Annotated in this window: 25 protein-coding genes; 13 read left to right on the top strand and 12 right to left on the bottom strand. The window is 34.6% G+C overall.

The genetic code is table 11. The annotated features are described in order from the left end of the window. Positions 1-311: 311 nt before the first annotated feature. The gene (locus tag AC59HC_RS11870; RefSeq protein WP_330746686.1) at positions 312-737 is read right to left on the bottom strand and encodes a RidA family protein; all 426 of its coding nucleotides are present in this window, start codon (positions 735-737) and stop codon (positions 312-314) included. A 154-nt stretch (positions 738-891) separates the two neighbouring features. Further along, positions 892-1,494, bottom strand: a complete 603-nt coding sequence (locus tag AC59HC_RS11865) for an FMN-dependent NADH-azoreductase (RefSeq protein WP_496558650.1) — start codon at positions 1,492-1,494, stop codon at positions 892-894. Between the two features lie 115 nt (positions 1,495-1,609). Between AC59HC_RS11865 and AC59HC_RS11860 the strand changes: the two genes are divergently transcribed. Both AC59HC_RS11860 and AC59HC_RS11855 read left to right on the top strand, forming a co-directional pair. Next, positions 1,610-1,966, top strand: a complete 357-nt coding sequence (locus AC59HC_RS11860; RefSeq protein WP_330746684.1) for a winged helix-turn-helix transcriptional regulator — start codon at positions 1,610-1,612, stop codon at positions 1,964-1,966. 110 nt (positions 1,967-2,076) lie between these two features. After that, entirely contained in the window at positions 2,077-2,673 is a 597-nt protein-coding gene (locus AC59HC_RS11855) for a Crp/Fnr family transcriptional regulator (protein WP_330746683.1), read from the top strand. A gap of 15 nt (positions 2,674-2,688) precedes the next feature. Here AC59HC_RS11855 and AC59HC_RS11850 read toward each other — a convergent pair whose 3' ends face one another. The 5 genes from AC59HC_RS11850 to AC59HC_RS11830 form a co-directional block, all read right to left on the bottom strand. Then, positions 2,689-3,531: a universal stress protein gene (locus AC59HC_RS11850; RefSeq protein ID WP_496558649.1), complete on the bottom strand. Its 843-nt coding sequence runs from the start codon at positions 3,529-3,531 to the stop codon at positions 2,689-2,691. Positions 3,532-3,551: 20 nt separating this feature from the next. After that, complete coding sequence (locus AC59HC_RS11845) at positions 3,552-4,004, bottom strand: MarR family winged helix-turn-helix transcriptional regulator (RefSeq protein WP_227944228.1); 453 nt, start codon at positions 4,002-4,004, stop codon at positions 3,552-3,554. A gap of 162 nt (positions 4,005-4,166) precedes the next feature. Further along, complete coding sequence (locus AC59HC_RS11840; RefSeq protein ID WP_343641373.1) at positions 4,167-5,372, bottom strand: MFS transporter; 1,206 nt, start codon at positions 5,370-5,372, stop codon at positions 4,167-4,169. Between the two features lie 88 nt (positions 5,373-5,460). Then, complete coding sequence (locus AC59HC_RS11835) at positions 5,461-6,375, bottom strand: helix-turn-helix domain-containing protein (RefSeq protein WP_110011150.1); 915 nt, start codon at positions 6,373-6,375, stop codon at positions 5,461-5,463. A 174-nt stretch (positions 6,376-6,549) separates the two neighbouring features. Then, positions 6,550-7,065 carry a hypothetical protein gene (locus AC59HC_RS11830; RefSeq protein ID WP_202838749.1) on the bottom strand — a complete coding sequence of 172 codons (516 nt, stop codon included), beginning with the start codon at positions 7,063-7,065 and terminating at the stop codon, positions 6,550-6,552. A 466-nt stretch (positions 7,066-7,531) separates the two neighbouring features. On the opposite strand from AC59HC_RS11830, the gene AC59HC_RS11825 reads away from it, so the two are divergent. Both AC59HC_RS11825 and AC59HC_RS11820 read left to right on the top strand, forming a co-directional pair. Continuing rightward, positions 7,532-7,708, top strand: a complete 177-nt coding sequence (locus AC59HC_RS11825; RefSeq protein WP_002978882.1) for a BF3379 family histone-like protein — start codon at positions 7,532-7,534, stop codon at positions 7,706-7,708. 278 nt (positions 7,709-7,986) lie between these two features. Beyond that, on the top strand, positions 7,987-9,558 hold the full coding sequence (locus AC59HC_RS11820) for a M20/M25/M40 family metallo-hydrolase (RefSeq protein WP_496558648.1): 1,572 nt from the start codon (positions 7,987-7,989) through the stop codon (positions 9,556-9,558). 289 nt (positions 9,559-9,847) lie between these two features. Here AC59HC_RS11820 and AC59HC_RS11815 read toward each other — a convergent pair whose 3' ends face one another. Then, complete coding sequence (locus tag AC59HC_RS11815; RefSeq protein WP_228406557.1) at positions 9,848-10,195, bottom strand: helix-turn-helix domain-containing protein; 348 nt, start codon at positions 10,193-10,195, stop codon at positions 9,848-9,850. 503 nt (positions 10,196-10,698) lie between these two features. Here AC59HC_RS11815 and AC59HC_RS11810 point away from each other — a divergent pair. The 4 genes from AC59HC_RS11810 (at position 10,699) to AC59HC_RS11795 (ending at position 13,931) form a co-directional block, all read left to right on the top strand. Next, positions 10,699-10,902, top strand: a complete 204-nt coding sequence (locus tag AC59HC_RS11810; protein ID WP_395973875.1) for a hypothetical protein — start codon at positions 10,699-10,701, stop codon at positions 10,900-10,902. A gap of 143 nt (positions 10,903-11,045) precedes the next feature. Then, positions 11,046-11,489 carry a hypothetical protein gene (locus AC59HC_RS11805; protein WP_343641369.1) on the top strand — a complete coding sequence of 148 codons (444 nt, stop codon included), beginning with the start codon at positions 11,046-11,048 and terminating at the stop codon, positions 11,487-11,489. 86 nt (positions 11,490-11,575) lie between these two features. Beyond that, the gene (locus tag AC59HC_RS11800) at positions 11,576-12,982 is read left to right on the top strand and encodes a LuxR C-terminal-related transcriptional regulator (protein WP_411413037.1); all 1,407 of its coding nucleotides are present in this window, start codon (positions 11,576-11,578) and stop codon (positions 12,980-12,982) included. A 172-nt stretch (positions 12,983-13,154) separates the two neighbouring features. Beyond that, a complete protein-coding gene (locus AC59HC_RS11795) occupies positions 13,155-13,931 on the top strand; it encodes a hypothetical protein (protein ID WP_496558647.1) in 777 nt (258 codons plus the stop codon). A 187-nt stretch (positions 13,932-14,118) separates the two neighbouring features. On the opposite strand, the gene AC59HC_RS11790 is transcribed toward AC59HC_RS11795, so the two are convergent. Then, on the bottom strand, positions 14,119-14,556 hold the full coding sequence (locus AC59HC_RS11790) for a transposase (RefSeq protein ID WP_202838755.1): 438 nt from the start codon (positions 14,554-14,556) through the stop codon (positions 14,119-14,121). Between the two features lie 1,022 nt (positions 14,557-15,578). Here AC59HC_RS11790 and AC59HC_RS11785 point away from each other — a divergent pair. Next, positions 15,579-16,919 carry a LuxR C-terminal-related transcriptional regulator gene (locus tag AC59HC_RS11785; RefSeq protein ID WP_343641365.1) on the top strand — a complete coding sequence of 447 codons (1,341 nt, stop codon included), beginning with the start codon at positions 15,579-15,581 and terminating at the stop codon, positions 16,917-16,919. A gap of 74 nt (positions 16,920-16,993) precedes the next feature. Here the strand turns inward: AC59HC_RS11785 and AC59HC_RS11780 are convergent, their stop codons facing one another. Continuing rightward, positions 16,994-17,644 carry an HAD family hydrolase gene (locus AC59HC_RS11780; RefSeq protein WP_202838757.1) on the bottom strand — a complete coding sequence of 217 codons (651 nt, stop codon included), beginning with the start codon at positions 17,642-17,644 and terminating at the stop codon, positions 16,994-16,996. 43 nt (positions 17,645-17,687) lie between these two features. After that, positions 17,688-19,811 (bottom strand): Tex family protein, encoded by a 2,124-nt coding sequence (locus AC59HC_RS11775; protein ID WP_343641361.1) that lies wholly within the window; start codon positions 19,809-19,811, stop codon positions 17,688-17,690. A 259-nt stretch (positions 19,812-20,070) separates the two neighbouring features. On the opposite strand from AC59HC_RS11775, the gene AC59HC_RS11770 reads away from it, so the two are divergent. After that, a complete protein-coding gene (locus tag AC59HC_RS11770) occupies positions 20,071-20,748 on the top strand; it encodes a YceI family protein (RefSeq protein ID WP_343641358.1) in 678 nt (225 codons plus the stop codon). A 66-nt stretch (positions 20,749-20,814) separates the two neighbouring features. Here AC59HC_RS11770 and AC59HC_RS11765 read toward each other — a convergent pair whose 3' ends face one another. Then, positions 20,815-21,171 carry a hypothetical protein gene (locus AC59HC_RS11765; protein ID WP_202838760.1) on the bottom strand — a complete coding sequence of 119 codons (357 nt, stop codon included), beginning with the start codon at positions 21,169-21,171 and terminating at the stop codon, positions 20,815-20,817. Between the two features lie 127 nt (positions 21,172-21,298). Between AC59HC_RS11765 and AC59HC_RS11760 the strand changes: the two genes are divergently transcribed. From AC59HC_RS11760 to typA, 3 genes are all read left to right on the top strand, one after another. Continuing rightward, positions 21,299-21,553 carry a DUF1294 domain-containing protein gene (locus AC59HC_RS11760; RefSeq protein WP_202838761.1) on the top strand — a complete coding sequence of 85 codons (255 nt, stop codon included), beginning with the start codon at positions 21,299-21,301 and terminating at the stop codon, positions 21,551-21,553. An 88-nt stretch (positions 21,554-21,641) separates the two neighbouring features. Next, the gene (locus AC59HC_RS11755; protein ID WP_137905639.1) at positions 21,642-21,848 is read left to right on the top strand and encodes a bacteriocin-like protein; all 207 of its coding nucleotides are present in this window, start codon (positions 21,642-21,644) and stop codon (positions 21,846-21,848) included. A gap of 135 nt (positions 21,849-21,983) precedes the next feature. Beyond that, entirely contained in the window at positions 21,984-23,789 is a 1,806-nt protein-coding gene (gene typA / locus AC59HC_RS11750; protein ID WP_062675162.1) for a translational GTPase TypA, read from the top strand. The last annotated feature ends 43 nt before the right edge of the window (positions 23,790-23,832 follow it).

The following is a 23,832-nucleotide window of genomic DNA, read 5'->3' as shown; positions in this document are numbered from 1 at the left end:
ATAGTATCAGTTTTTGTTTATTCGAAATTAATCACATCCCGGCAGATAAGATTCAGTATTTCTACGTAATTTGAATTAACAGTGTTTTAATTTTTTGTAACAAATCCTTTATTTGAAGTGTTTATAAGAGGTTCTATTTTCACATAGTTTAGAATTATTTTAAATAATGTGGTATCTGTTATCGAAATATATCGGATAAAACAGTGACGAATGCCTGGAATAGATAAAAATACTGCCTGAATTGAATATTCAGGCAGTATTTAAATAAATAAGGTCGAAGGAAAGAATTATAATACCATTATCAGATATTTCTAGGTGGCCAGCTGTTTTACAGCAATTGCATCGATCTCAAACATCATTCCCGGCAAAGCCAGCTGGCTTACAGGAATAAGTGTACTCGTAGGCAGGAACGAAGATTTCCAGACTTTTCTGGCTTCCTCTGCCCATATTTCAAGTTTTTCCTGGTTGTGATCTACAATAAGCAAGGTGATTTTAACTATATTTTCAAATGTCATTGAATGGCTCTGTAAAACAATCTGTAAATTTTTCAAAGCATCCTGAACCTGAGTTTTAAAGTCATCTGCCAGCACATGATTTCCCCCCACGCCGCCGCTCTGTCCGGATATAAAACACATCGTTGATGGAGATTTCACAGCAATACTGTGAGAGAAGCCGTAAGGGCTGGGATCAAATAATTCAACAGGATTGATCAGTTTAGGCTGTTTATTTTTTTCCATAATCTTTTATTTAATAAAGTAAAAATGAGCGAAAAAAATTGAAAAAAACTTTACATATGTTGAGGGAAATATTTTTAATTCTTTACATACTTTCATCAATAATAAAATTCTGATGCAAAAAAAATACTGTTCAAAGGAACAGCATTTTTAGTCTTTACTCTACAACAATACTTTCAATCCCTTTTTGCAGGGCTGTATCCTGGATCACCGGAACAGAAAGTCCTTCTGCTCGGACAACGGAAATATCCGTCATCCCCATAAATCCAAGCGTTTTTTCCAGGTAAGGAACTACGAAGTCGTAAGCCTGTCTTTCCCCTTCAGAATAGATTCCGCCACTTGAAAAGGCAAGGTATACTTTTTTATTTTTTACCAGGCCTTCAGGACCGTTTTCGCTATAGCTGAATGTCTTTCCTGCTCTGGCAATATGATCAAGCCATGATTTTAATGTAGAAGTGATACTGAAGTTGTAAAGGGGAGCTTCAATAATGATAATGTCAGCCTCCTGTAATTCATCAATTACCGTGTCTGAAAGTTTTACGATTTCCTGCTGTTCAGAAGTGCGGTTTTCAGCTGGAGTAAAAAATGCATTGATATGAGCTTCTTCCAGATGGGGAAAAAGCGGATTGGTCAAATCACGCTTTTTAAAAACACTGTCAGGATACTTTGCGGCAATTTTTTCTACAACAGCATTACCCAGTTTCTTACTGATTGATGATTCGCTTCTCGGGCTTGAAATGATATGAAGTACACGTTTCATTTTTTTATTTTTTTAAATTGATGTTTCAAAATTATCTATATTTACTAATAAAAAGATAGTAGTTACCAAAAGGTTAGTAATAACATTTAGGTTAGTAATCAGTAAAAATAAAAGAATGGAAGAGGAGAAAATAGTGTATTCAAGGCCGCAATGCAGTACTCATCTGGCTGCTACCGAGGATGCTTTATATGTTTTGGGTGGGCGGTGGACCATCAGAGTAATGATTGCCATTTTAGGCGGACATACCCGCTTCAATGAGTTACAGCGGACTATCAATGGAATTTCGGCAAGAGTCTTATCCAGCGAATTGAAAAAGCTGGAGATGAATCACCTGGTGGAAAGAACTGTGATTACGGATCAGAAGCCGGTGCTGGTAGAATATGTTCCCACAGAGTATAGTGAATCCCTGAAAGATGTGATTGCTGCTTTGGCAGATTGGGGTTCCAAACACAAGAAGAAAATTACAACCTAATAAGATATAAGAAAAGCAGTGTAGAAAAAGGATTACCGTTTCTGTGGTATTTAATAAGTTGCAACATTGCTTATTCTTTAAGTATTTTTACTCAAATTAATAATGGTAAGATGATCATAGATGAAGAATTATTATTTTCCCTCGGAGCCAGTCTGGAAAATTATGAAGCGGGAGATACTATTTTTCAGGAAGGCGCCGCAGCAAAATATTATTTTCAGATCAGAGAGGGTACTGTGAAAGTCAATACATTTCTGGAAGACGGAAAAGAGTTTGTTCATGGGCTTCCCTTTGACGGGCATTGTATAGGTGAAAGCTATTTATTTACCAATCACCATTATGCTGTAAATGCTATTGCGGTAACCAGCTGTGAGATTATCAGGCTTTCCAAAACAAGATTCCTGGAATTCCTGGTGGAAAATCCTTTATTAATGCTTGAAATAAATAAGTATACTGCAGACAGACTTCATTTCAGATATATGATTTCAAGCTTTCTGGCAATTTCAGATCCTATTGTAAAGCTCACGAAGCTTTTCGATCACCTTAAAAGATATTTCGGTTTTGAAGAACCTTATTCATTTCTGATTCCTTATACCAGACAGCAAATAGCAACCTTAAGCGGCCTTCGGGTAGAGACGGTGATCCGCTATGTTAAGAAAATGGAAGAGCTGAACATGGTTAAAATTGAAAATGCTAAAATTTATTATTAGCTTTCAGTTTTCTTGTTATTTTAAAATTAAAACGGGCTGAGAGGTGTTCTGATAAATTCCTTCGGAAATACTTCTGCTTGCCAGATAATACAAAAAGCTGTGCTTACCGGGTAGCGCTATAATAAGGTCTGCCTGATCTGATACAGCAAAGTTCAGGATACCTTTAATAATATTTTCATCATGAGAATAATGAATACTGCTCGGAATTTCTGTTAAATGCTCACGAATGTAGTCCTCCAGTTCTCTTTTTTGTGTTTCGTCCTCTTTTTCACTGGTGTTGATATTAAGAAATGAAAGACGGACATCTTGCTTGTGAATAACAGATTTGTGGTGAAACAGTCTTTCTAACCTTTTAATACCTCTAATATCACAAGGAATAAATATATTCTTAATAGGTGAATAATGGTAGCTGCTGGGAACAATTAATGTTTTCACAGGACTTGTTCTGGCAATGCTTATAATATTCTCAGAAACAAAACTATCGGTAGAAGAAGTCTGGTCATCACTTCCCAGAATAATCATTTCTACAGACGGCTGGTTTTTTAAAAGCTCATTAATACTTCTGGTGAGTGCCCAGTCGCTCAATACCCTGGAAACTTTTACTTCTGGTGACTTTTCAGCGATGATATCCGTTAACTGATCGAATAGCAATTCTGTCCTTTGCAGTAGGTTGTTGATACTTTCTTCATTGACAAATGAATGCCCTTCTGCAATATGCAGATAGTCAAATTCAGATTCTCCTGCAGTTTTTAACAGGATAATATTTTGATATTCGTAGGTTTTTGCCCAGTCTGCGGCAACTCTTACTGCATTTTCCGTAGTTGATGTAAAATCAACAGGTACAAGAATTGTTCTCATATTGTATCATGTTTTAGTGCTTATTCTTCCAGATTAGCTGTCATTTTTTTTACCAAAAGCAGCGCTTTGCTGATCTCTTCTTCTTCTATATCACCAGCTGCCTTTTTATAAAGATCCAGGGCCCAGGGATAAACGGTTTCTACAATCTGTTTACCTTTCGGAGTTAAAAAGATCTGTTTGTTTCTCCTGTCTTTTTTATCAGCTATCCGTTCTACAAGATCCTTTTTCACAAGGCTGTTGATGAGATAGGTGATACTTGACTTGTCTTTGCTTACCTTATTTCCTATTTCCTGCTGGTTAATGCCGTTATGTCTAGAAAGCAAACCAAGAATTTCAATCAGTTCAAAAGAAAGATCCGGATCATAAATAGTAACGATAGTCTGGATCTTCTGGCGGAGACGGCTTTTCATTTCACTCATTGCCAGGCCAAGCTCCAGAGCAAGTTCTGATAGATTATTCTGTTTTACAGGCATACTTTTATATTAATGATGAAACAGGATTAGAAGCATTTTTTCCGATGGATTATGACATGACTTATCATAACAAATATACAAAAATTAGTTTTAATTAAAACTAATTTTGATGAAATAGTAGACAGCAAAAAATTATCCTGAAGTATAAAATAAAAGCAGAGACTAATTCTCTGCTTTTTCTTTTTTAACGGCTTGGTACATAATAAGAATGATCCCCAAAAGGAAACATGCAATAATCAGATAGCGCCAGGAAAGACCTTTTTGATCTGTTACCGTTCCGCTTACAGAGATGATAAAACTTGTTACAGAAGTGATTACATACACCAGTCCACCCATCAGTCCGCCGGCTGTACCTGCATTTTTCGGAAAGTAAAGCATACTTGTCGTAAAAAAGGAGGTGAATAAAATTCCGGAACAGATATGAATGAAAAAGGCAAAAGGAATCATAATGAACAGGCTTTCTGCAAAATAACTGGTGGTGATCAGGCCTGCGATAAGGATCAGCTGAAGTAAGATGGGCTGTAAAATTCTGGGCTTAAAATCCAGAGTCAGTCTGCGTTTGCCTATAAAACCTCCAATCATCCATGAAAATCCTAAGATCAGTGTACAATATCCAATCACTACCGGCGTAAAATGAAAAGTATTTTCTATAATAAATGGCCCGGTAATATTAAATAACATCACGATAGAGTAGCTCAAACCTAAAATGAAAATCCCCAACATGAAAATCCTGTTTTTAAGCATCATCTTATAAAGGCTGATGTTCTCTGAAAGATCCAGTTTCTTTTTCTGCGGAAGGCTCTCCCCGCTAAAAAACCACTCAAAAAGGAACAGAAATCCGGCATATGCTGCCAGAAAATAGAAATTAGCATGCCAGTTGAAGATTTTCTCAAGATATCCTCCAAGGAAAGGGGCCAGAATAGGACCGCAGGACCATACAATAGTAAAGTAGCTCAGATAATGTTTTACCTTTTCCGCATCATAAATATCTACAAAAATAGCACGCGTAGCTACAACGAGTACTGAAACTGCAGCTCCCTGAAGAATACGAAGCAGACAGATCAGTAGAATACTGTTGGTCATCGTAATTAAAATACTGGTCAGTATCAATAGGAACAAGGCTATCAATTTGGGACGATAACGGCCGATGCTGTCCAGAATTCCTCCTACAAATAATTGGGAAATCCCGTAGCTCAACAGATATGATGTCAGGGTAATCTGAATATCTTTTTCCGAAACCATCATTTCTTTGGCCATAGAAGGGAATGATGGTAAATAAATGTCCGTGACAAACCCGGAAAGCGGGATAGACACGAAAGCCATAATGGTAATTAATCTGATTCGTTGTTCAGATGCTTCTCTCAACATATTCATTCATTTTTTACATTGCAAAAATAAGTCAAGAAATACAAAACCGGATTTTAAAAGACAAAGTAAAAATTACAAAAATCAAATATTATGACAGGTTCTTAAATTTTAAGGGTGAAGTCTGCGCATGCTTTTTAAAGAAATTATTAAAATGGGCAGGCTGATCAAATCCTAAAGTGTAACCGATCTGTGCAATATCCCAATTCGTATACTTCAGCAGGTTTTTAGACTCTTCAAACATCTTTTCTTTAATGATCTGTGTGGTCGTAAGGTTGGTTACAGATTTCACGGAAGAATTCAGATGATTGACATGCACATTCAGGTGCGCAGCAAAATCGGAAGGTGTTTTTAAGGCCAGCGGATAGGCAGGAGAGTCCAGCGGAAACTGTTTGTTGAGGAGTTCATCAAATAACTTATACAAACGTACATTTGCGGGAAGCTCATTAGGATTGATATCTTCCACACGGTTTTCCAGCGCCAGATGCATTACAGAAGCAAGATTGCTTTTGATACTGCTGCAGCGGAAAGGATAGGAAGAATTATTCATTCTGTAAATCTGATCAAAATAAAGCATTGTCAGCTGGGCCTGTTCTTCTGTCAGAAAAACAACCGGCTTACTCCATTCCTTGAACATTGACGTTTTTTTAAACAGATTGAATTCAGAATTCCCATTAAAAAATTCCTGATTGAATAAACAAAAATATCCTTCCTGTACATCGCTTTCACACTCCCATGAATACGGAATGCTTGGAGAAGGAAAAAATAGGGCAGGACCATCTATATACAGCTGATGAGTACCATAATGAATGGTGCCCTTTCCAATAATAAAGCTTATTTTATAATAATCACGACGGTTGTAAGGGCTTTTAAAACTACAGTATTTCCGCATAGAAATATTGAAGTGAGATTTTCCCATTTCAAAATCCTCAGAATCAAACATTTTAATCTGGTTTTTACGGATACGTCTGTAATAATCCTCTATTGTTTCCAGCTGATCACTCATAGGTAAAAATTATAAAAATCAAAGATAAGTAAACTGTTGTCTACTTAAGATCATTTTAAATGAGATAATAGAAATTAAAATGATAGTCTTCCTCAATAGTTGTGGAATTAAAAAAATGATTGATTACTATTATATAGGCAAATATCTATGGAATCTATGGTTAAAGCAACTGGATTAACCTTTATTAATCTCCAGCTCCAAAATATGAGAAGGCAGTTGAAAAGGTCCGGCTTTTGAACTGCTCACAGCGATAAAACCGGATTCTTTTAAAAAGTCTGCAAGCGGATCATGATCCAGGATATTGATCCATATAATATCCGTAAAGCTCACTGCTGACCTGCATTTTTTCCAGAGAGACTGTCTTGCTTCAGGAAGATCAAACTCTGAAAGAATTACAAAACTGATTTCTGTAGCCCTTTTTCCGTCAGAAATTCCCGGATGTACCGAACCGCTTTTTATAATGCTGAATCCGATGGGTTTCTGATCTGCATACATCATGATCAGTTGGTTGGAAAGATCGTTCAGGTCATTGATCATCTTTCTCGGGTCTATTTCGTTGTGAATATATCTTTTGATTTCTTCTTCAGTAACAAATTCTTTGTGCAATGCATAAACGGAAGAATCAATGATGGCTATAAGATCAGAAATTCCCTCTTCAGAACCTACTGTAAATTTTGAAATGATATCCATGGGATTTTTTTTTATTCAAAATTATAAGATTAATCCATTCAAAAAGGATACAGTTCGTTAAAATATCATCGGTACAGACATTATTTGTTTAAAATTGTCCTATATCATTAAAATTTTAGTATAAAATACTGGTAGAAATACAAAATAACTGGATTTTTAAAACAACGTAATCAAATACGTATAAATTGAGGAAAATAAATGATTTACAGATAAAATTTTTAAGAAGATTTCTCTATATGTTTCTTTGGTTCTTGTTGATTTTGAATAGTTTATTTAAATATTCACTGATGCGCTATGTGACACCGAATAACATGGCTTATTTTCTACAATAATTTGATTTTATTTTAAAATTTAAATTGAATTTCAGAAAGACTCAGAAAAAATGAGTAAATCCACTATTTTTTTTCTACACAATTAGGCTGGAATCGCCATAAAACCTATATTTGCAGCCTAAATTTTTAAATAAATGAAAGAACTAATTGAAAAAATCAACGCAGAATTTGAAGCGTTCACAACTGAGGCAAACCAACAAGCGGAAAAAGGAAACAAAGCAGCTGGTACAAGAGCTCGTAAAGCAGCTTTAGAACTAAGCAAATTGTTCAAAGAATTCAGAAAAGTTTCTGTAGAAGAAGCTAAGAAATAATTCACCTTTAGCCGGCTTTCAAGCCGGTTTTTTTATATACTGATTTCAATGGTATTTTCTTTGAAATAGGTTATTCTTACAGAAAGTGAATTGCCACTTCTAAAAATCATAAAGGCTGTCGGATTGATGACCTTTTTTGTAGATTATAGTTATTGATGAATTTTTATTGTTGTTTTTGAATAAAATATTGATAAAAATAATTGAAAAGCCTCTTTTTTAGGCTTAATTTTTCACCATCTCCCTGATTTCTTTTATCTTTAAACCAATCAATATATATTATGAGGATAAATAGATTTTTTGCAGTGCCTGCAGTAATGCTGGCTGCCCAGTTTTCATGGGCTCAGATAAAGGTTGATCCAAAAGAAAAGCTTAACCCTATCGTGAAAAGTTTTGTAGATGAAGTCAATAATAATTCCCAGCTTGAAAACCTGGCGTCTGAACTGTTGGATGGCATCGGGCCTCGTCTTGTGGGAACTCCCGAAATGCTGGCAGCAAATGAATGGAGTGTTAATAAACTTCGCTCCTGGGGAGTAGATGCCAATCTTCAGCAATTCGGAACATGGAAAGGATGGCAGAGAGGAACTACTCATGTTGATATGACCTATCCACGCATAAAATCTCTTTCCGCAACTCAGCTGGCGTGGAGTCCGGCTACAAAAAAAGCCATTGAAGCGGAAGTGATCATTCTTCCGAAAGTGTCTTCTAAAGCTGAATTTGATCAATGGCTTCCTTCAGTGAAAGGAAAAATTGTGCTGATGGCACAATACCAGAAAATAGGACGCTCTGATGAACAAATCAAAGAATTTGCAACCCCCGAATTGTATGAAAAACTTAAAGCGGAAAAAGATCAGGCTGCTAAAGATTTTGCAGCTTATATAAAGAATATCGGCTATGATAATAACAGCCTTCCGGAAGCATTGGAAAAAGCAGGAGCGGCAGGTATTGCCATTTCAAACTGGACAGGTATTATGGGGGCTAACAGAATATTCGGCGCAAAAACTACCAAAATTCCTATGGTCGATATCGATTTGGAAGACTATGGAATGCTTTACAGAATGGCAGAAAAAGGAACTCGGCCTAAAATTAAAATTGATGCCCAGTCAAAAATACTTCCAGAAGCCAAAAGCTTTAATACGATCGGAATGATCAAAGGCAAAGAAAAACCTGATGAATACGTGATTCTTTCTGCTCACCTTGACTCATGGGACGGAGCACAGGGAGCTACAGATAATGGTACCGGTACGATTACCATGCTGGAAGCCATGAGAATTCTGAAAAAATATTATCCTGATAACAAGAGAACTATTATCATCGGACTTTGGGGTAGTGAAGAGCAGGGATTAAACGGTTCAAGAGGTTTTGTTGCTGATAATCCTCAGATAATTAAAGGGGTACAGGCAGCCTTTAATCAGGATAACGGAACGGGGCGAGTGGTTAACATCAGTGGACAAGGATTTGTAAAAGCTTATGATTATGTAGGAAGATGGCTTGATGGCGTTCCAAAAGCCGTAAGAAGCCACATTAAGACAGATTTCCCAGGAATGCCTGGTGGTGGAGGTTCCGATCATGCTTCTTTCGTGGCAGCAGGAGTTCCCGGAATTTCTTTAGGTTCTCTGAACTGGGGATATTTTGGATATACATGGCATACTACGAAAGATACCTATGACAAGATCGTTTTTGATGAGGTGAAGAATAATGTGATTTTAACAGCGGCATTAGCTTATATGGCGTCTGAGGATCCTGAATTCAGTAACAGAGAAAAAAGAGTAATGCCTCAGGATGAAAAGGGAGAGGTGGTAAAATGGCCGGAAGTAAAAGAGCCCCGAAGAAGTTCTAAAGATTATAAGTAGTTCTTTATTTGAAAAACAATAAAGAAGACTAATTTTAAATCTCTGAATATTATACCATATTCTGGTATATTCTTTTTGCCGTTATTGCTTAAAACATGTATTGATAGTTATATATGTTTTAGTCAATAACGGCATTTGTTATTAAGAATTTTTCTAAAAACAGGAATATCTCTTACTATATAACCGGGACGTGGTAAGATTCTGTTATTTTTATCCGGATTACATCCTTTAAACAAGGCAGTAAAAGCACAGTAGGAGGGTATATAAATTTATTGAGGTTGTGAATTGATTAAATATTGAATAAATTTTTCCATTTTGCAACGGTATTACGACTCAATTTAAAATGCAGGGCCAGCTGCGTATTATTAAGATAATTCTTTTTCTGATATTCAAGGATTTTGTGTATCGTTTCTTCATTGTAGGAACGATGAGACTGATTTGCCTTGATGTCCTGGTTATAATTAAATATTATTCTGTTAATTTCTATTACATCAAACGCTGACAGATTTTTCTTCGATAAAATTTTTGCACACTCGTCCTTTTTCTCAGGATATTTCAGGTCGACAAGATCAAGGTAAATCTTTTTATAATCAGGCGTCATTGAGTGAGATTGTTTGTGATGATCCATTGGTAACATAATAATATAAATTTTCAATTTTATAGCTCTTTTTTGAGCGAACTGTATTTAATAAAAAAGAATACTAGAGTTCATAAATTAATTAAAGAGAGTGTCTCAACCAATTAAAAGAATGCTTTTAATATTTAAAATAATAAAGTAAAATTGTTTTTGAACTTTACAATAGTTTATTTCTTTAATGTCAGTTACAACTCTAGTACCTGGTCTTTATATCAACTAAAGGATTTGTGAGTTAATAGAAAGTATATAGTTTGTGTTTTTGTGCAAAAATATAGGTCTTGTTCTATACGCTGCAATATTTTGTATACATCATCTATACAGCTTTTTCTGAATGTCAAAAAATCCGAAAATTGCTTACAGATAACGGTTGGTTGTCTCTTACTATAAATCGGGAGTATTTGCTTGAAATAACGCACGTTTCGTCGTGCTGTATCTGTGATGTATGTGCCATTTAATGCATCCTAACGCTTATTTTATACTTTTACGGTGAAACAAAAAACCTTATGAAGAAAAAAAATGTATTAACCTTGCTCGTATTATTGTTGCTGGATATGTATTCCCAGAGCGGAATTGATACTCCGAATTCTAAAATTACTCTGGATGTACCAGGAAATTCAACGAAGCCAGCTATACGGGATGGTATCATTGCATCAGGAATTACCGCAGATCAGCTAAAAAATTATCCTTCCTTACAAGTTATAAAATAATACAATTGTAGAAACAGGACGTGTTCTTACCAGATCATCTTAATATCCTTTAAAGTTAATTAAGGTAATTCCCGAGCCCGGCTCTGTTTACTATATATGTTAAGTAATTACAATAGCTTTTAACACACAATAAATTGAAAAAAATGAAAAATTTCATCATGACTTTAGTAAGTACTCTCATAGTTTTTTCGTGTACTGTAAATGTTTCTCAAAAAGATATTCCCTATACATCAGCAAAGAAATACTTTGTTAAAAATACCTCCCATCAAAAAGATTTAACTGAAAAAATAATTACTTCACAGGAAGAATTTGATCAGATTTTTGGGGCTGCAACAACAATGGGCATGAGCGGGAAGCCAACACCTATTGATTTTTCAAAAGAAAATGTACTCGCTCTTATTTACCCTAAAACCAATCTGGAAGTGGAAATTATCCCTGTCAGCCTTCAGGAAAAAGATCAGGATATAGTATATTCTTATAAAGTGATCAAAGGAGGTCAGCGAAGTTTCATGACAATCCCCAATACAATTATTATCATTCAAAAACCTGATTCAAAAAAAATAATTTTTCAGAAAGTACAGAAATAAGCAGAATTATTTGTTAGTATCAAAGGAACAGCAATTGAATATACAATATGATCAGCGTGAGCATAAAAAGAATATTTCAATTTTTAATGATGGTGTTTGCCCATTTGTCTATTTTTACTGTCTTATATTCTCAAAATTATACTCCGGACCAAATAGACAACGCATTAATAATTAAATCCGAGAAATTAAGAATAAGAGGTGAAAAAAAAGAATTAATTTCTTTCAACGAAAAATATATTATTATTTCCCAAAATCAGAATTATCTGAAAGGAGAAATTTTAGGTTATATCAATATTGCTAATATCTATGCAACCATAGGTGACTATAAAGAGTCTTTTTATTATCTGCGGAAAGCTGAAAGAAAAATCAAAAAAATCAATGATGCTTATTTGTCTGCCAGGCTATATCACGAATATGGACAGACTAATTATGGTATTGGGTTGTACACAAATGCATTGAAATATAATTCACAGTCTATTTACTATGGTAAGCTGATTTCCAATCGTAATGAAAGGGAAATATTATCAGGTATTTATGCAAGCAGGGCAGATTTCTTACATGATATCCACCAGCCTGATTCTTCGCTGGTTTATTTGCACAAAGCATTAAATATAAAATCTACTCCGGTAATTAATTCTTTGATAGCAAATCATTATATGGTTTATAGAGAGAATCCGGATTCATCTTCGTATTATTTGAATAATGCATTGAAACTACTGCAGAAAACGGATTACTGGAATGTCCAGAGAGGGCAGACTTACTACTTTTATGGTAATTTTCTTAATAAAAAAAAAGAGTACGAAAAAGCGTTGATGTACTATACAAAATCTGTTGCCATTTTAGAAAGAACCAAAAGAGTTTATAATATTCCTCTGCTATACAAAACAATAGCCGGTACTTATCGGATTTTAAATGACCAGAAGGGAGAAAAAGAATACCTTGAAAAGTATACAAGGATAAATGACAGTTTAAGCAAGGTTTGTAACGAAAGCATCAATATTTCTATCGATGAAATGATAAAGGAAAAAGAATCTGCAGATATTTCAAAGAAGAATGTATTTTTTGTTTATAAAAGTGTAGTTTTCTGTCTTATTGTTATTTTACTTTTAGCCTTTATCCACTGTCAACAGAATAGAGATATTATAAAACAAAAGGAATTTGAAACAGATGTCTTAAAGGAAAAACTTAATAATTCCTACGATTATATTATCGAGCTGGCCAAAAAAAACGACCCTAATTTTCTCAACAAATTTCAGGAAGCATATCCGGACTTTATTAAAAATTTACTTGAAATAAATTCTAATTTGTCAAAATCTGATTTAGCTTTTTGCGCGATGATATGGGCAGGATTTACATCAAAAGAAATCGCACAGTATACTTTTGTGGAACATCGGTCTGTCCAGAATAAAAAGCACAGACTCAGGAAAAAATTGAATATTTCTTCAGATGTTGATCTTTACTTTTTCTTTAAAAATCTTTCTGATGACAGCTGAGAATAGTAAATCGGGATAGATATATTGTTTTTTTTTAAGATATAGAAGTGTTGATTTTTAGAGTTTTATATATGTTGTTGTTGGATGTTGTATCTATGATGTATGTGGTCGTATGCTGTAAAAGTGGTATTGTGTTATAGTTTTGCATACAATTTAAAATACAATATTCATTATGAAAAAGAAAGCCATACTTATTACCAGTATCTTTGTTTCCTTATTTTATCATTCCCAAGTTGGAATTAATACCTCTACTCCTATGAAGTCCCTGCATGTTAACGGATCTTTACAGGTTGTAAATGAACTGAATGTGGGAGGGACTGCTTCTACCGCAGGTTCGGCAGGAACTGCAGGGCAGGTTCTTAAGTCTAATGGACCGGGTAATGCTCCTACCTGGGAGTCTATTGCAGGTGTTCCAAGTTCTACAGGAACTGTGATCGTGGTAAATGGACAATTTCTGGTGGCCCAGGAAATTATTGTACAAATGACTAATGATTTCACGGTTACAGCTGGTTCCAACGGTGGTGTTCCGGTTGCTATAGGAAGTTTAAATAATGAAATTGTAGATAATGAAAATCTGTATACGGGTTCACCATCCACTAATTCATTTAAAGTATCAGCTGATGGTGTATATCAGGTAACAATGAACGGACAGTTATCTACAACTAATGATAGTAATAATCAACCTACGGTTCCAGTATTAGGCATATGGGATGATACAATTAGTGGCTGGGTGGCGCGTGTTAATGATGTTTATTGGGCAGGATCATCAACTTCACCCGGAGGTGAGCCAAAGCAAACCTATACTCTCATTACTTCAATTCCTATGTTAGCTTCTCATACCTATTCTTTCAGACTGTATAATACAGAGGATGTAACTATCAGGTATTTAAGCTCAGGTGCTACAGGATCTGGCCCTGTTACTCAAATGTCCGTAAAACGATTAAAGTAGAGTACACTTTTATCTTAATTTCTACATTTTACTAAAAAACAGACTAAAATTAGCCTGTTTTTTTATTTTTCATTCGTTGCTTTTTTTGACAATTCATTACACGAGCATAAAATGATAGATTTAATTTATCTTTGATAAATTGACATTAAAGTGATATTATAACTATGCAAAAATAAAGTGGAAGTGTCTACTTATTTTTATCCGTATACTTTGCTATCCACTTATATAGTGTAGTTTTTGGGATTTTATAATCATTTATTATTTCCAGCTTTGTTTTTTTTCCTGTTTCAATCTGCTCAAGAATAAATTCTATTATTTCCTTGGTGTAGATGTTTTTCCTGAACGCAGGCAGAGAAGATGTTTTTTTATCGGAAGTTTTATGGGAAGCTACCTTTTTGGGAGGAGAAAAGAGTATAAGATGCTGTGAGTATGCCCGGAAAAAATCATACTCCAGCAGCTTGCTCCATCTCAATAATTTATCAGTTGTCAGGTCTTGTTCAAGGAACATTTGTTCAATTTCAGATTCAGTACATTTCATGAAACTGCATGCTCTCTGCATGTCCAGTGCTTCTTCCTGAAACTTAGCTTTAATAGTACTGCCAATATGTATTTTTTTAAAATTCAAAATAAACGGTATTATATAATTAAAATTTTTTTTCGCAAAAAATAATTAAGTCTTAGGACTTATTTTCGTTGGGCTGATGACAAAAATGGGTCTGAATTAAAATGAATATCTTCATTAATATTCTATACAGGTGATATTAATTCCTACCTGAGAAGAAAAAATAATAGGTAAACCTTTTTTTATCATTTGTTCAAATTTAGCATTCATTATTTTTTTTTAATCAAATAGCTGTACATCAGAGATACATCAATTTTTATGGTGTAGGATCAAAAAACTCCCGTAAAACGGGAGTAGCAACTTTGATCAGTATTATAGAATTCTATAAAAATGAAAACTGATTTTGTTATTAAATATTGAGAACTGAAAGTTTTACAACAGATGTTTTTGTTTGTGTAAAAACTTTAGTTAAATCCTCAATTCAATATTTCTTTTGTGCTTTATATCAGATTATATTAATAAATTTTACTGTTACAAAGTTAAATCTGGCATATGATTAAAGCAAAATTTTATATACATCAAAAGTACATCAATTTACAGTTTGCTGCTATAATAGCATCCGGGGCATGAAAATCTAATGAAAAACAGGAATTTTATCAGTTGGCTATACTACCTCAATAAACTTATTGATAAAATTAATTTTCTGATGATTTTTAATTCGTTATGATTGATTGTTTATGCGTTTCAATTAATCAATATATAGTGAATATAATCATGATATATTTTTTAATTTAACTAAAATTAGCAAAAATTTTACAATTATATATTTTTTTTATTTAATTTTATGGAAACTAAATGATGCGTTATAATTTGGTTGAAAAAGTTATTATTAATATCTTGTTAGGTAGTTTTTATGTGTTAGGACTGATGTTGCTTTTTCACTTTAGAAACTAATTATTATTTAATTTACTATGCAAACATTAAAGCTGAGCCAATTTTCGAAAGTATTGCTAAGCACGCTGATATATTTTTTGTTTTCTAACTTATTCTATTCTCAGACATATACTCCTCAATATATAGATAGTATGCTGATCAAAGTAAATGAGAATTTAAGAGTAAGTGGCAGAAAGAAAGAATTAATTGATCTTAATACGAAATTTTACAATATCAGTAAAAAACAGGATTATAAAAAAGGAGTGGTCATTTCATACATTAATTTGGGGAATATGTATGCTACCGTCGGGATGTATGAAAAAGCCTTCAAATACCTTCAGTTGGCTGAAGAAGACCTTGAAGGGATGGAAGATTACTACCTGTATACAAGACTATATCAAGAGTATGGCCAGGCGAATTTTGTAATAGGTCTTTATAAAAAAGCCATTAAATATAATTCCAGGTCAATTTATTATGGTAAACAAATAAAGGATAAGCATGATCGGGAAATTTTATCTGTTGTTTATGCAAACAGAGCTGACTTTTTAAGAGAAACAAATTCGGTTGATTCTTCGTTAATCTATCTACACAAAGCTTTAGATGTAAAACCAACACCGGTTATCAATTCCACGATTGCTAATCACTATCTGCTTTTTGGTAAAAATGAGGATTCTGCACAGGTATATTTTAACAGGGCTTTTTCTCTTTTAGAAAAAAAAGATTACTGGGATTCCCAGAGAGCGCTTACTTATTTTTATTACGGGAATTTTTTATTTGAAAAACAGGATTATAGTCAGGCATTAGATTATTATATTAAATCGGTAGAAATACTCAAAAAAACCCAAAGAATCTATCAGGTTCCCGTATTGTATCAAGCTATTGCCAAGACCTATAAAAAACTAAACAATAACTCAAAAGAGAAAGATTATCTGGAAAAATATGCTAAATTAAACGATAGTCTGGAAAAGGTATGGGATGAATCAATCAATACTTCTGTTGATAAAATGATTCAGGAAAAGGAGAAAAATGATATTGAAAAAAAGTATTCAACCATCGTATATAATGTAATCGTTTTTGTATTATTGGGTGTTATTGTATTTGTATATTGGGTTTATCAGAAAAGAATTACTAAAAAGCGTAAAATAATAGAGGAGAAAGAATTAGAGACGGAATCTCTGATGAAAAAAATGTCTGCTAATGATGAAAGGCTGGTGTTTTTAGCAAAGAAAAATGATCCTTTGTTTTTTAATGAATATCAAAGTGCTTATCCTGAGCTGGTTGAAAAGCTTTTTGAGATTAATCCAAAGCTGTCAGCAAATGAGCTTTCTTTCTGTGCAATGATACAGCTGGGCTTTTCCTCTAAGGAAATTGCACAATATGGCTTTATGCAGCACAGATCGGTACAAACAAAGAAAAATAGATTAAGGAAAAAATTAAATATTCCATCCGATGTGGATCTTTATTTTTTCTTGCAAAATTTAAATTCCAAATAATATTCAATCGCATTGTGCGCGCACTTGTAAGTGTATTTTTTGTAAAAAATAAAGACTGTCTTGAGAGACCGCCTTTATTTGGTTATATCGGTAACGCGGAGTCCTACTTGTGAAAAGGAAAGAATCGCCGGCTCGTACAAAGGGTTGGTTAACTTTCCAAATCCATATTTACAAAAGATAAATGGTAATCCATTGGATGTTGCAGAATCATAATCAGTTTGGGTATCTCCAATATATAAGGTGTCTTCAGCAGATAAATAATTTCTTTCCATAAGAAGCTGTATGTTTTCAGATTTATTTTTTTTGGTCCGCCCGTGAGACTCAAAATCTACAAACAGATCACTGAATTGATAATAATCTAAAAAAGATTCAATATAGCCATCCTGACAGTTGCTTACAATGAAAAGGGAATAGGTATTAGCCAGATTCTTTAAAGTCTCTTCCACACCATCATATAAAATTCCACCTTCTAAGTGAAGTATTTTATTCTCTTCGCCTACAATTTCAGAAAGAAGTTTCTGAGCCTGCAGGTCTGAAATGCCGGGAATAATATCTTTTACAATATCATGAGCTAATAATCCCATATACTGATCCATGTCTTCAGGCTTCAGTTCTTTTTGGATCAACTGATGTTTACCCAATACTTTATTCCATATTTTGATAATCGTAGCTCTGGAATCCCATAATGTTCCATCCAGATCGAAGATTAAGTTCTTTGTTTTCAAAATGATAACTGTTGGTTTAATTTAAATACATAACGGTTAAATATTACAAAATCATGCTCAGTTGTACTCTTTTTCTTGCTTCATCCACTTCCGTTACCTTTACGCGAACATGCTGATGAAGTTTTACCACTTCATTCACATCTGATACAAAGCCATCTTTAAGCTGCGAAATATGAACCAGCCCGCTTTCTTTGATTCCTAGATCTACGAAACACCCAAAAGCGGTAATGTTATTGACAATTCCCGGAAGAATCATTCCTGCTTTTAAATCTTTGATGCTTTTAACATTCGGATCAAATTCAAATACTTTTGCAGCTTTTCTTGGATCCAGTCCCGGCTTCTCAAGTTCTTTTAAAATATCTTTAATTCCTAAAATTCCGATTTCTCCTGTTGTATAGTTTTCCGGTTTTACCAGAGCTATTTTTTCTTTATTGGCAATCAGCTCAGTGGTTTTAATACCCAAATCTTTTGCCATTTTCTCTACAATTCCATACGCTTCCGGGTGTACTGCAGAGTTGTCCAGTGGATTTTTGGCATTGGTGATTCTCACGAAAGCGGCAGCTTGCTGGAAGGCTTTTTCTCCAAGCCTTGGAACTTTTTTAAGCTGTTTCCTGTCTTCAAATGCTCCGTTCTCAGTACGGTAATTCACAATGTTTTCTGCCATTTTCTCTCCGATTCCGGAAACATAGCTTAATAGAGACTTACTGGCGGTATTTAAATTAATTCCCACAGAATTTACACATTTCATGACAGTAGAATCCAGCTCATTTTTAAGTTGAGTCTGGTCCACATCGTGCTGATATTGGCCAACGCCTATAGATTTTGCATCAATTTTCACCAATTCAGCCAGCGGATCAGAAAGTCTTCTTCCGATAGAAACAGCTCCACGTACTGTTACATCATACGAAGGAAACTCATCTCTTGCAATTTTACTTGCAGAATATACGGATGCTCCGGCTTCAGAAACTACAAAAACCTGCAAAGGCTTATCGAAAGCAATTTTCTTGATAAAGAATTCTGTTTCGCGGCTTGCTGTTCCGTTACCAATGGAAATAGCTTCAATATTATAGGCATTCACCATAGAACGGATTTTTTTCATCGCCATTCCGCTTTCATTCTGCGGAGCGTGAGGGTAGAGGGTTTCGTTATGCAGTAAGTCTCCCTTCTCATCCAGACACACAACTTTGCATCCGCTTCGGTATCCGGGATCTATTGCCAGAATTCTTTTTTCTCCCAAAGGTGGGGCAAGAAGCAGCTGGCTTAAATTCTCAGAGAAAATTTCAATTGCTTTTTTGTCTGCTTTTTCTTTGGCTTCCTGTAATGTTTCATTTGAAATAGTGGGTTCCAGAAGTCTTTTATAGCTGTCTTTTATGGCCAGTGCAATCTGGTCCGAACTTTCATTGTTGGATTTAATGACCGCTTTTTCAATAAAACCGATTGCCTCTTCTTTATCTACAGCTACATTTGTTTTTACAAAACCTTCCGCTTCTGCTCTCAACATTGCAAGAAGTCTGTGAGAAGGAGTTCTGGCAAGGCTTTCTTCCCATTCAAAATATTGGGAAAATTTTTGCGCATCCTCTTCATCTTTTTTGGCTTTTACAACTTTAGAAGTGATAACAGCCTTACGCTGAAATAATCTGCGGAGATTTTTACGGACATACATATTTTCATTGATCCATTCTGCCATGATGTCTCTTGCTCCCTGCAATGCTTCTTCTTCAGAACTTACTTCATTATTAAGATATTTTGAAGCCAAAAACTGCAGATCGTTATTCTTTTGGCTCATTATGATTTTGGCTAAAGGTTCCAGCCCTTTTTCCTTGGCAGTATCTGCTTTGGTTTTCTTACGCTTTTTGAAAGGCAGGTAAAGGTCTTCCAGCTCCTGGATATCAAAGCTTTCTTCAATTCTATGCTGAAGTTCAGGCGTTAATGAATTCTGTTCTTCTATTGATTTTACAATAGTTTCTTTTCTTTTAACAATGTCCTCAAACTGCCTGCTGATTTTTGAAATCTGTTCAATCTGTGTTTCATCAAGGTTTCCGGTCTTATCTTTTCGGTAACGCGAAATAAAAGGAATGGTGCAGTCTTCTGCTAATAATTGTAAAGTATTGTTGATGTTCTTTTCAGAAATGCTGAGCTGTCTCTGGATAAATTCTACGGTCGTCATTGTTCTGTTTTCGGATAGCTAAAATAGGGTTTTGGAATGAGAAAATATAGATACTGAATGTATTAATCTCTTTATTTTATATTATACCAATTATTTCGGTAGGCATTTAATTCAATAGAAATATTCCGCAAATGGTTTTATCATTACAAATACTATAAAAATACCACATTTCTTGATGTATGTTAAGGCTTCTCCAAATAGGTTTTTCTATTTTTGTACCCGAAAACAACAAAATTCAAACTTTTTTAAACAGTTCAATATGAAAAAAATTAGCGTAATTGCATTAGTTGGAGTAGGATTGCTTTTGGCATCATGTGATAAAGGAAAAACAGCAGAGTCTGCAGCAACAGCTCAGGAACAAACAGTAGCAGAGAGCAAAGGAGAAACACTGGCAGTAGACACAGCAGCTTCAGTAGTAAACTGGAAAGCATTCCACAAGGGAGGTATGGCACCTCGTTGGGGAACACTTACTGTAAAATCAGGAGATATCAGTGTTGATGCAGGCCAGGTTGCTGCAGGAAACTTTGTGATTGACATGAATTCTATCAAAGTAGATCCGGCTTCAGTAACAGAGAAAGATAAAAAACCGGCAGACCTTGAAGCTCACCTTAAAAACCCTGATTTCTTTGATGTAGCTAAAAACCCTACTTCAGATTTCAAAATTACCAGTGTTACAGATTTGAAAGAAGCACCAAAAGATGCAGTAGCAGGAGCTAATAAAACAGTAAGCGGAAACCTTACATTATCAGGAAAAACAATGAATGTTACTTTCCCTGCTAAAGTAGATGTGACTGAAAGCTCAGCGGCTATTCAGGCGAAGTTTACTGTAAACAGAGCAGATTGGGGAATCAAATTCGGTACTTCAGAAGCAGACCCTGCAGAATGGATGATCAGCAAAGATATCGAGATTGCTATCGATGTAAAAGCTAAAAAATAAGTTATTTAAATTAATAACAACCGGGCTGTCTTTTTAAAAGACAGCTCTTTTTATTTACTGTAAAAATCAGTTCAAAATCGTTGAATTCTGAATTCTCACACAATATTCACTTCCAAGATATAAAGGATTACCGTGCTTTTCAGACCAGAATCCATCAAGTATATCCTTATTCAGACAGCGATATACAGCAACACCTTTATATATTTTAAGATCTTCACCTTCATAATTGAAGTTGATTACCAGGATATGATTTTTATAAAATCCGGTACCATTTTGTATATGATCACCGATAATCCATTGCGCAATGATACGGTTGTTCTCGTCAATGGATAAGGTTAATATACCATGATATGTGGGTAGGGAAGACTCTTCCTGATTACTCCCTTCAATAGAGTAGCTTCCTGCAAGATCCTGTACTGTCATTGATTTTATTTTTAGGAAGTGCAAATTTATAAAATCTTATTCTGATAAAATTATAAATATATTCATGGTTGTAAAGTTGTTTCCATATACAAATTAAGCTTTACTTTTGCCACAAATTAATTTTTGAATGATTCCTTTTCTTTTTATAACAAACCTGATTACATTTGGGATCTTTGGATTTGATAAATGGCAGGCCCAAAAACATCAATGGAGAATCTCTGAAAATGCTCTTTTAGGAATCTCCCTTCTAGGTGGAGTTTTAGGAGCCGCTTCAGGAATGGTGATTTTTAATCATAAAACATCAAAAAAATCTTTTTTAGTAAAATTTGTTCTTGTGGTTTTGATTGACCTGGTTGTGTTTTACAGATTGATAAGGCGTTGATATTAAAAATGTTAAATATTTTTAATAAATAGTTGTCATGATTTATTTTTTTTATCTTTATCAGGCTAATAACAAATAAAGAAACAACATGAAAAATCTCAAAAAAATTTCCAGAACAGAAATGAAATCAGTTCAGGGAGGAATCGTCAAAGGAATGGTAAGATGCAAAGATGCTGATACATGTGTTGTAAGATGGGGATGGGGAACCGGATTCTCCAGCAATTGTGCAGAGTTTGACATTATATGTGGAGAACCGCCTGCCGTAGATCCATGCGAAGTACAGGCTTGTGTATAATAATCTAAAGAGTGTTTTTTGAGCACTCTTTTTTATTATCTTGTAAATAAGTATTTTAAACAAAATATTAAATATTTGTATAACTAAATATTTTTTCATTAAAAATCACTACTTTTGCACCCGTAAAAATCTTTTATGCAAAACATTAGAAATATTGCGATTATCGCACACGTTGACCACGGAAAGACGACTTTGGTTGACAAGATCATTCACGCTACCAACATTTTCAGAGAAAATCAGGAGAGTGGGGAGTTAATTATGGATAACAACGATCTTGAAAGAGAAAGAGGGATCACGATCTTATCCAAGAATATTTCTGTTACTTATAAAGACACAAAAATTAACGTAATCGATACTCCTGGTCACGCCGATTTTGGTGGAGAAGTAGAAAGAGTATTGAAAATGGCTGATGGGGTTATTTTGTTGGTGGATGCGTTCGAAGGACCAATGCCGCAAACAAGATTCGTACTTCAGAAAGCTTTGGAATTAGGATTGAGACCATTAGTGGTTATCAATAAAGTAGATAAACCAAACTGCCGTCCTGACGAAGTTCATGATAAAGTATTTGACCTTTTCTTCAACCTTGATGCTACAGAAGAGCAATTGGATTTCCCTACATTCTATGGATCTTCAAAACAAGGCTGGTTCAACACTTCATTAGAGCAAACTGAAGATATCTTACCATTATTGGATGGTATTTTACAATATGTTCCTGAACCGAAAGTAACAGAAGGTAATCTTCAGATGCAGATCACTTCTCTTGACTTCTCTTCATTCTTAGGAAGAATTGCAATCGGGAAAGTGACAAGAGGTGAGATCAAAGAATCTCAATGGATTGGTCTTGCTCAGGCAGATGGTAAAATTGTAAAAGGAAAAGTAAAAGAACTTTACGTTTTTGAAGGATTAGGAAAGAAAAAAGTAACTGAAGTACAGGCAGGTGATATCTGTGCTGTAGTAGGTTTTGATGCTTTCCAGATTGGAGATTCTTTCGTAGATCTTGAAAATCCTGAGCCATTGGAAAGAACGGCAATTGATGAGCCTACGCTGAATATGACGTTCTCTATCAACAACTCACCTTTCTTTGGTAAAGACGGTAAATATGTTACTTCTAATCACCTGAAAGAAAGATTAACAAAAGAATTAGAGAAAAACCTTGCATTAAGAGTTCAGCAGACTGATGATGCCAATACATTCCTTGTATTCGGTAGAGGTATTCTTCACTTATCAGTTTTGATCGAAACAATGAGAAGAGAAGGTTACGAAATGACAATTGGTCAGCCGCAGGTTATCTTCAGAGAAATTGATGGTGAGAAATGTGAGCCTTATGAATCTTTGGTTGTTGACGTTCCTGAAGAATTTGCTTCAAGAGTTATTGACCTGGCAACTCAGAGAAAAGGTGACCTTCACATTATGGAAACTAAAGGTGAAATGCAGCACATGGAATTCGAAATTCCTTCAAGAGGTCTGATCGGATTACGTTCTCAGATGTTGACAGCTACAGCTGGTGAAGCTATTATGGCACACCGTTTCACAGAATATAAGCCTTTCAAAGGTGCTATTCCTGGAAGAAACAATGGTGTTTTAATCAGCAAAACAACTGGTCCTGCTACAGAATATTCTATTGCTAAATTGCAGGATAGAGGTAAGTTCTTCGTTGACCCGGGTGAGGAAATCTACACAGGAATGATCATCGGTGAGCAAAACAAACCTGGTGACTTAGTAGTAAACATCGTAGAAGCAAAACAGTTGAACAACATGAGAGCTTCCGGAAAAGATAAAGATACTGGTGTTGCTCCGAAAATCTTATTCTCACTTGAAGAATGTATGGAATACATCCAGGGTGATGAAGCGATTGAGGTAACTCCGAACTTCATCAGAATGAGAAAGAAAATCCTTTCTGAAGAAGAAAGAAAAAGAGTAGAAAGATCTGCAAAAGCATAATAAAATCTTATACATAAAATCAAAGCCTCGATTTTCGAGGCTT

Source organism: Chryseobacterium sp. DZ-32 (genome assembly GCF_059587025.1).
The sequence above is the reverse complement of the archived record's forward strand: the minus strand, read 5'-3'. Positions and strand labels throughout refer to the sequence as shown.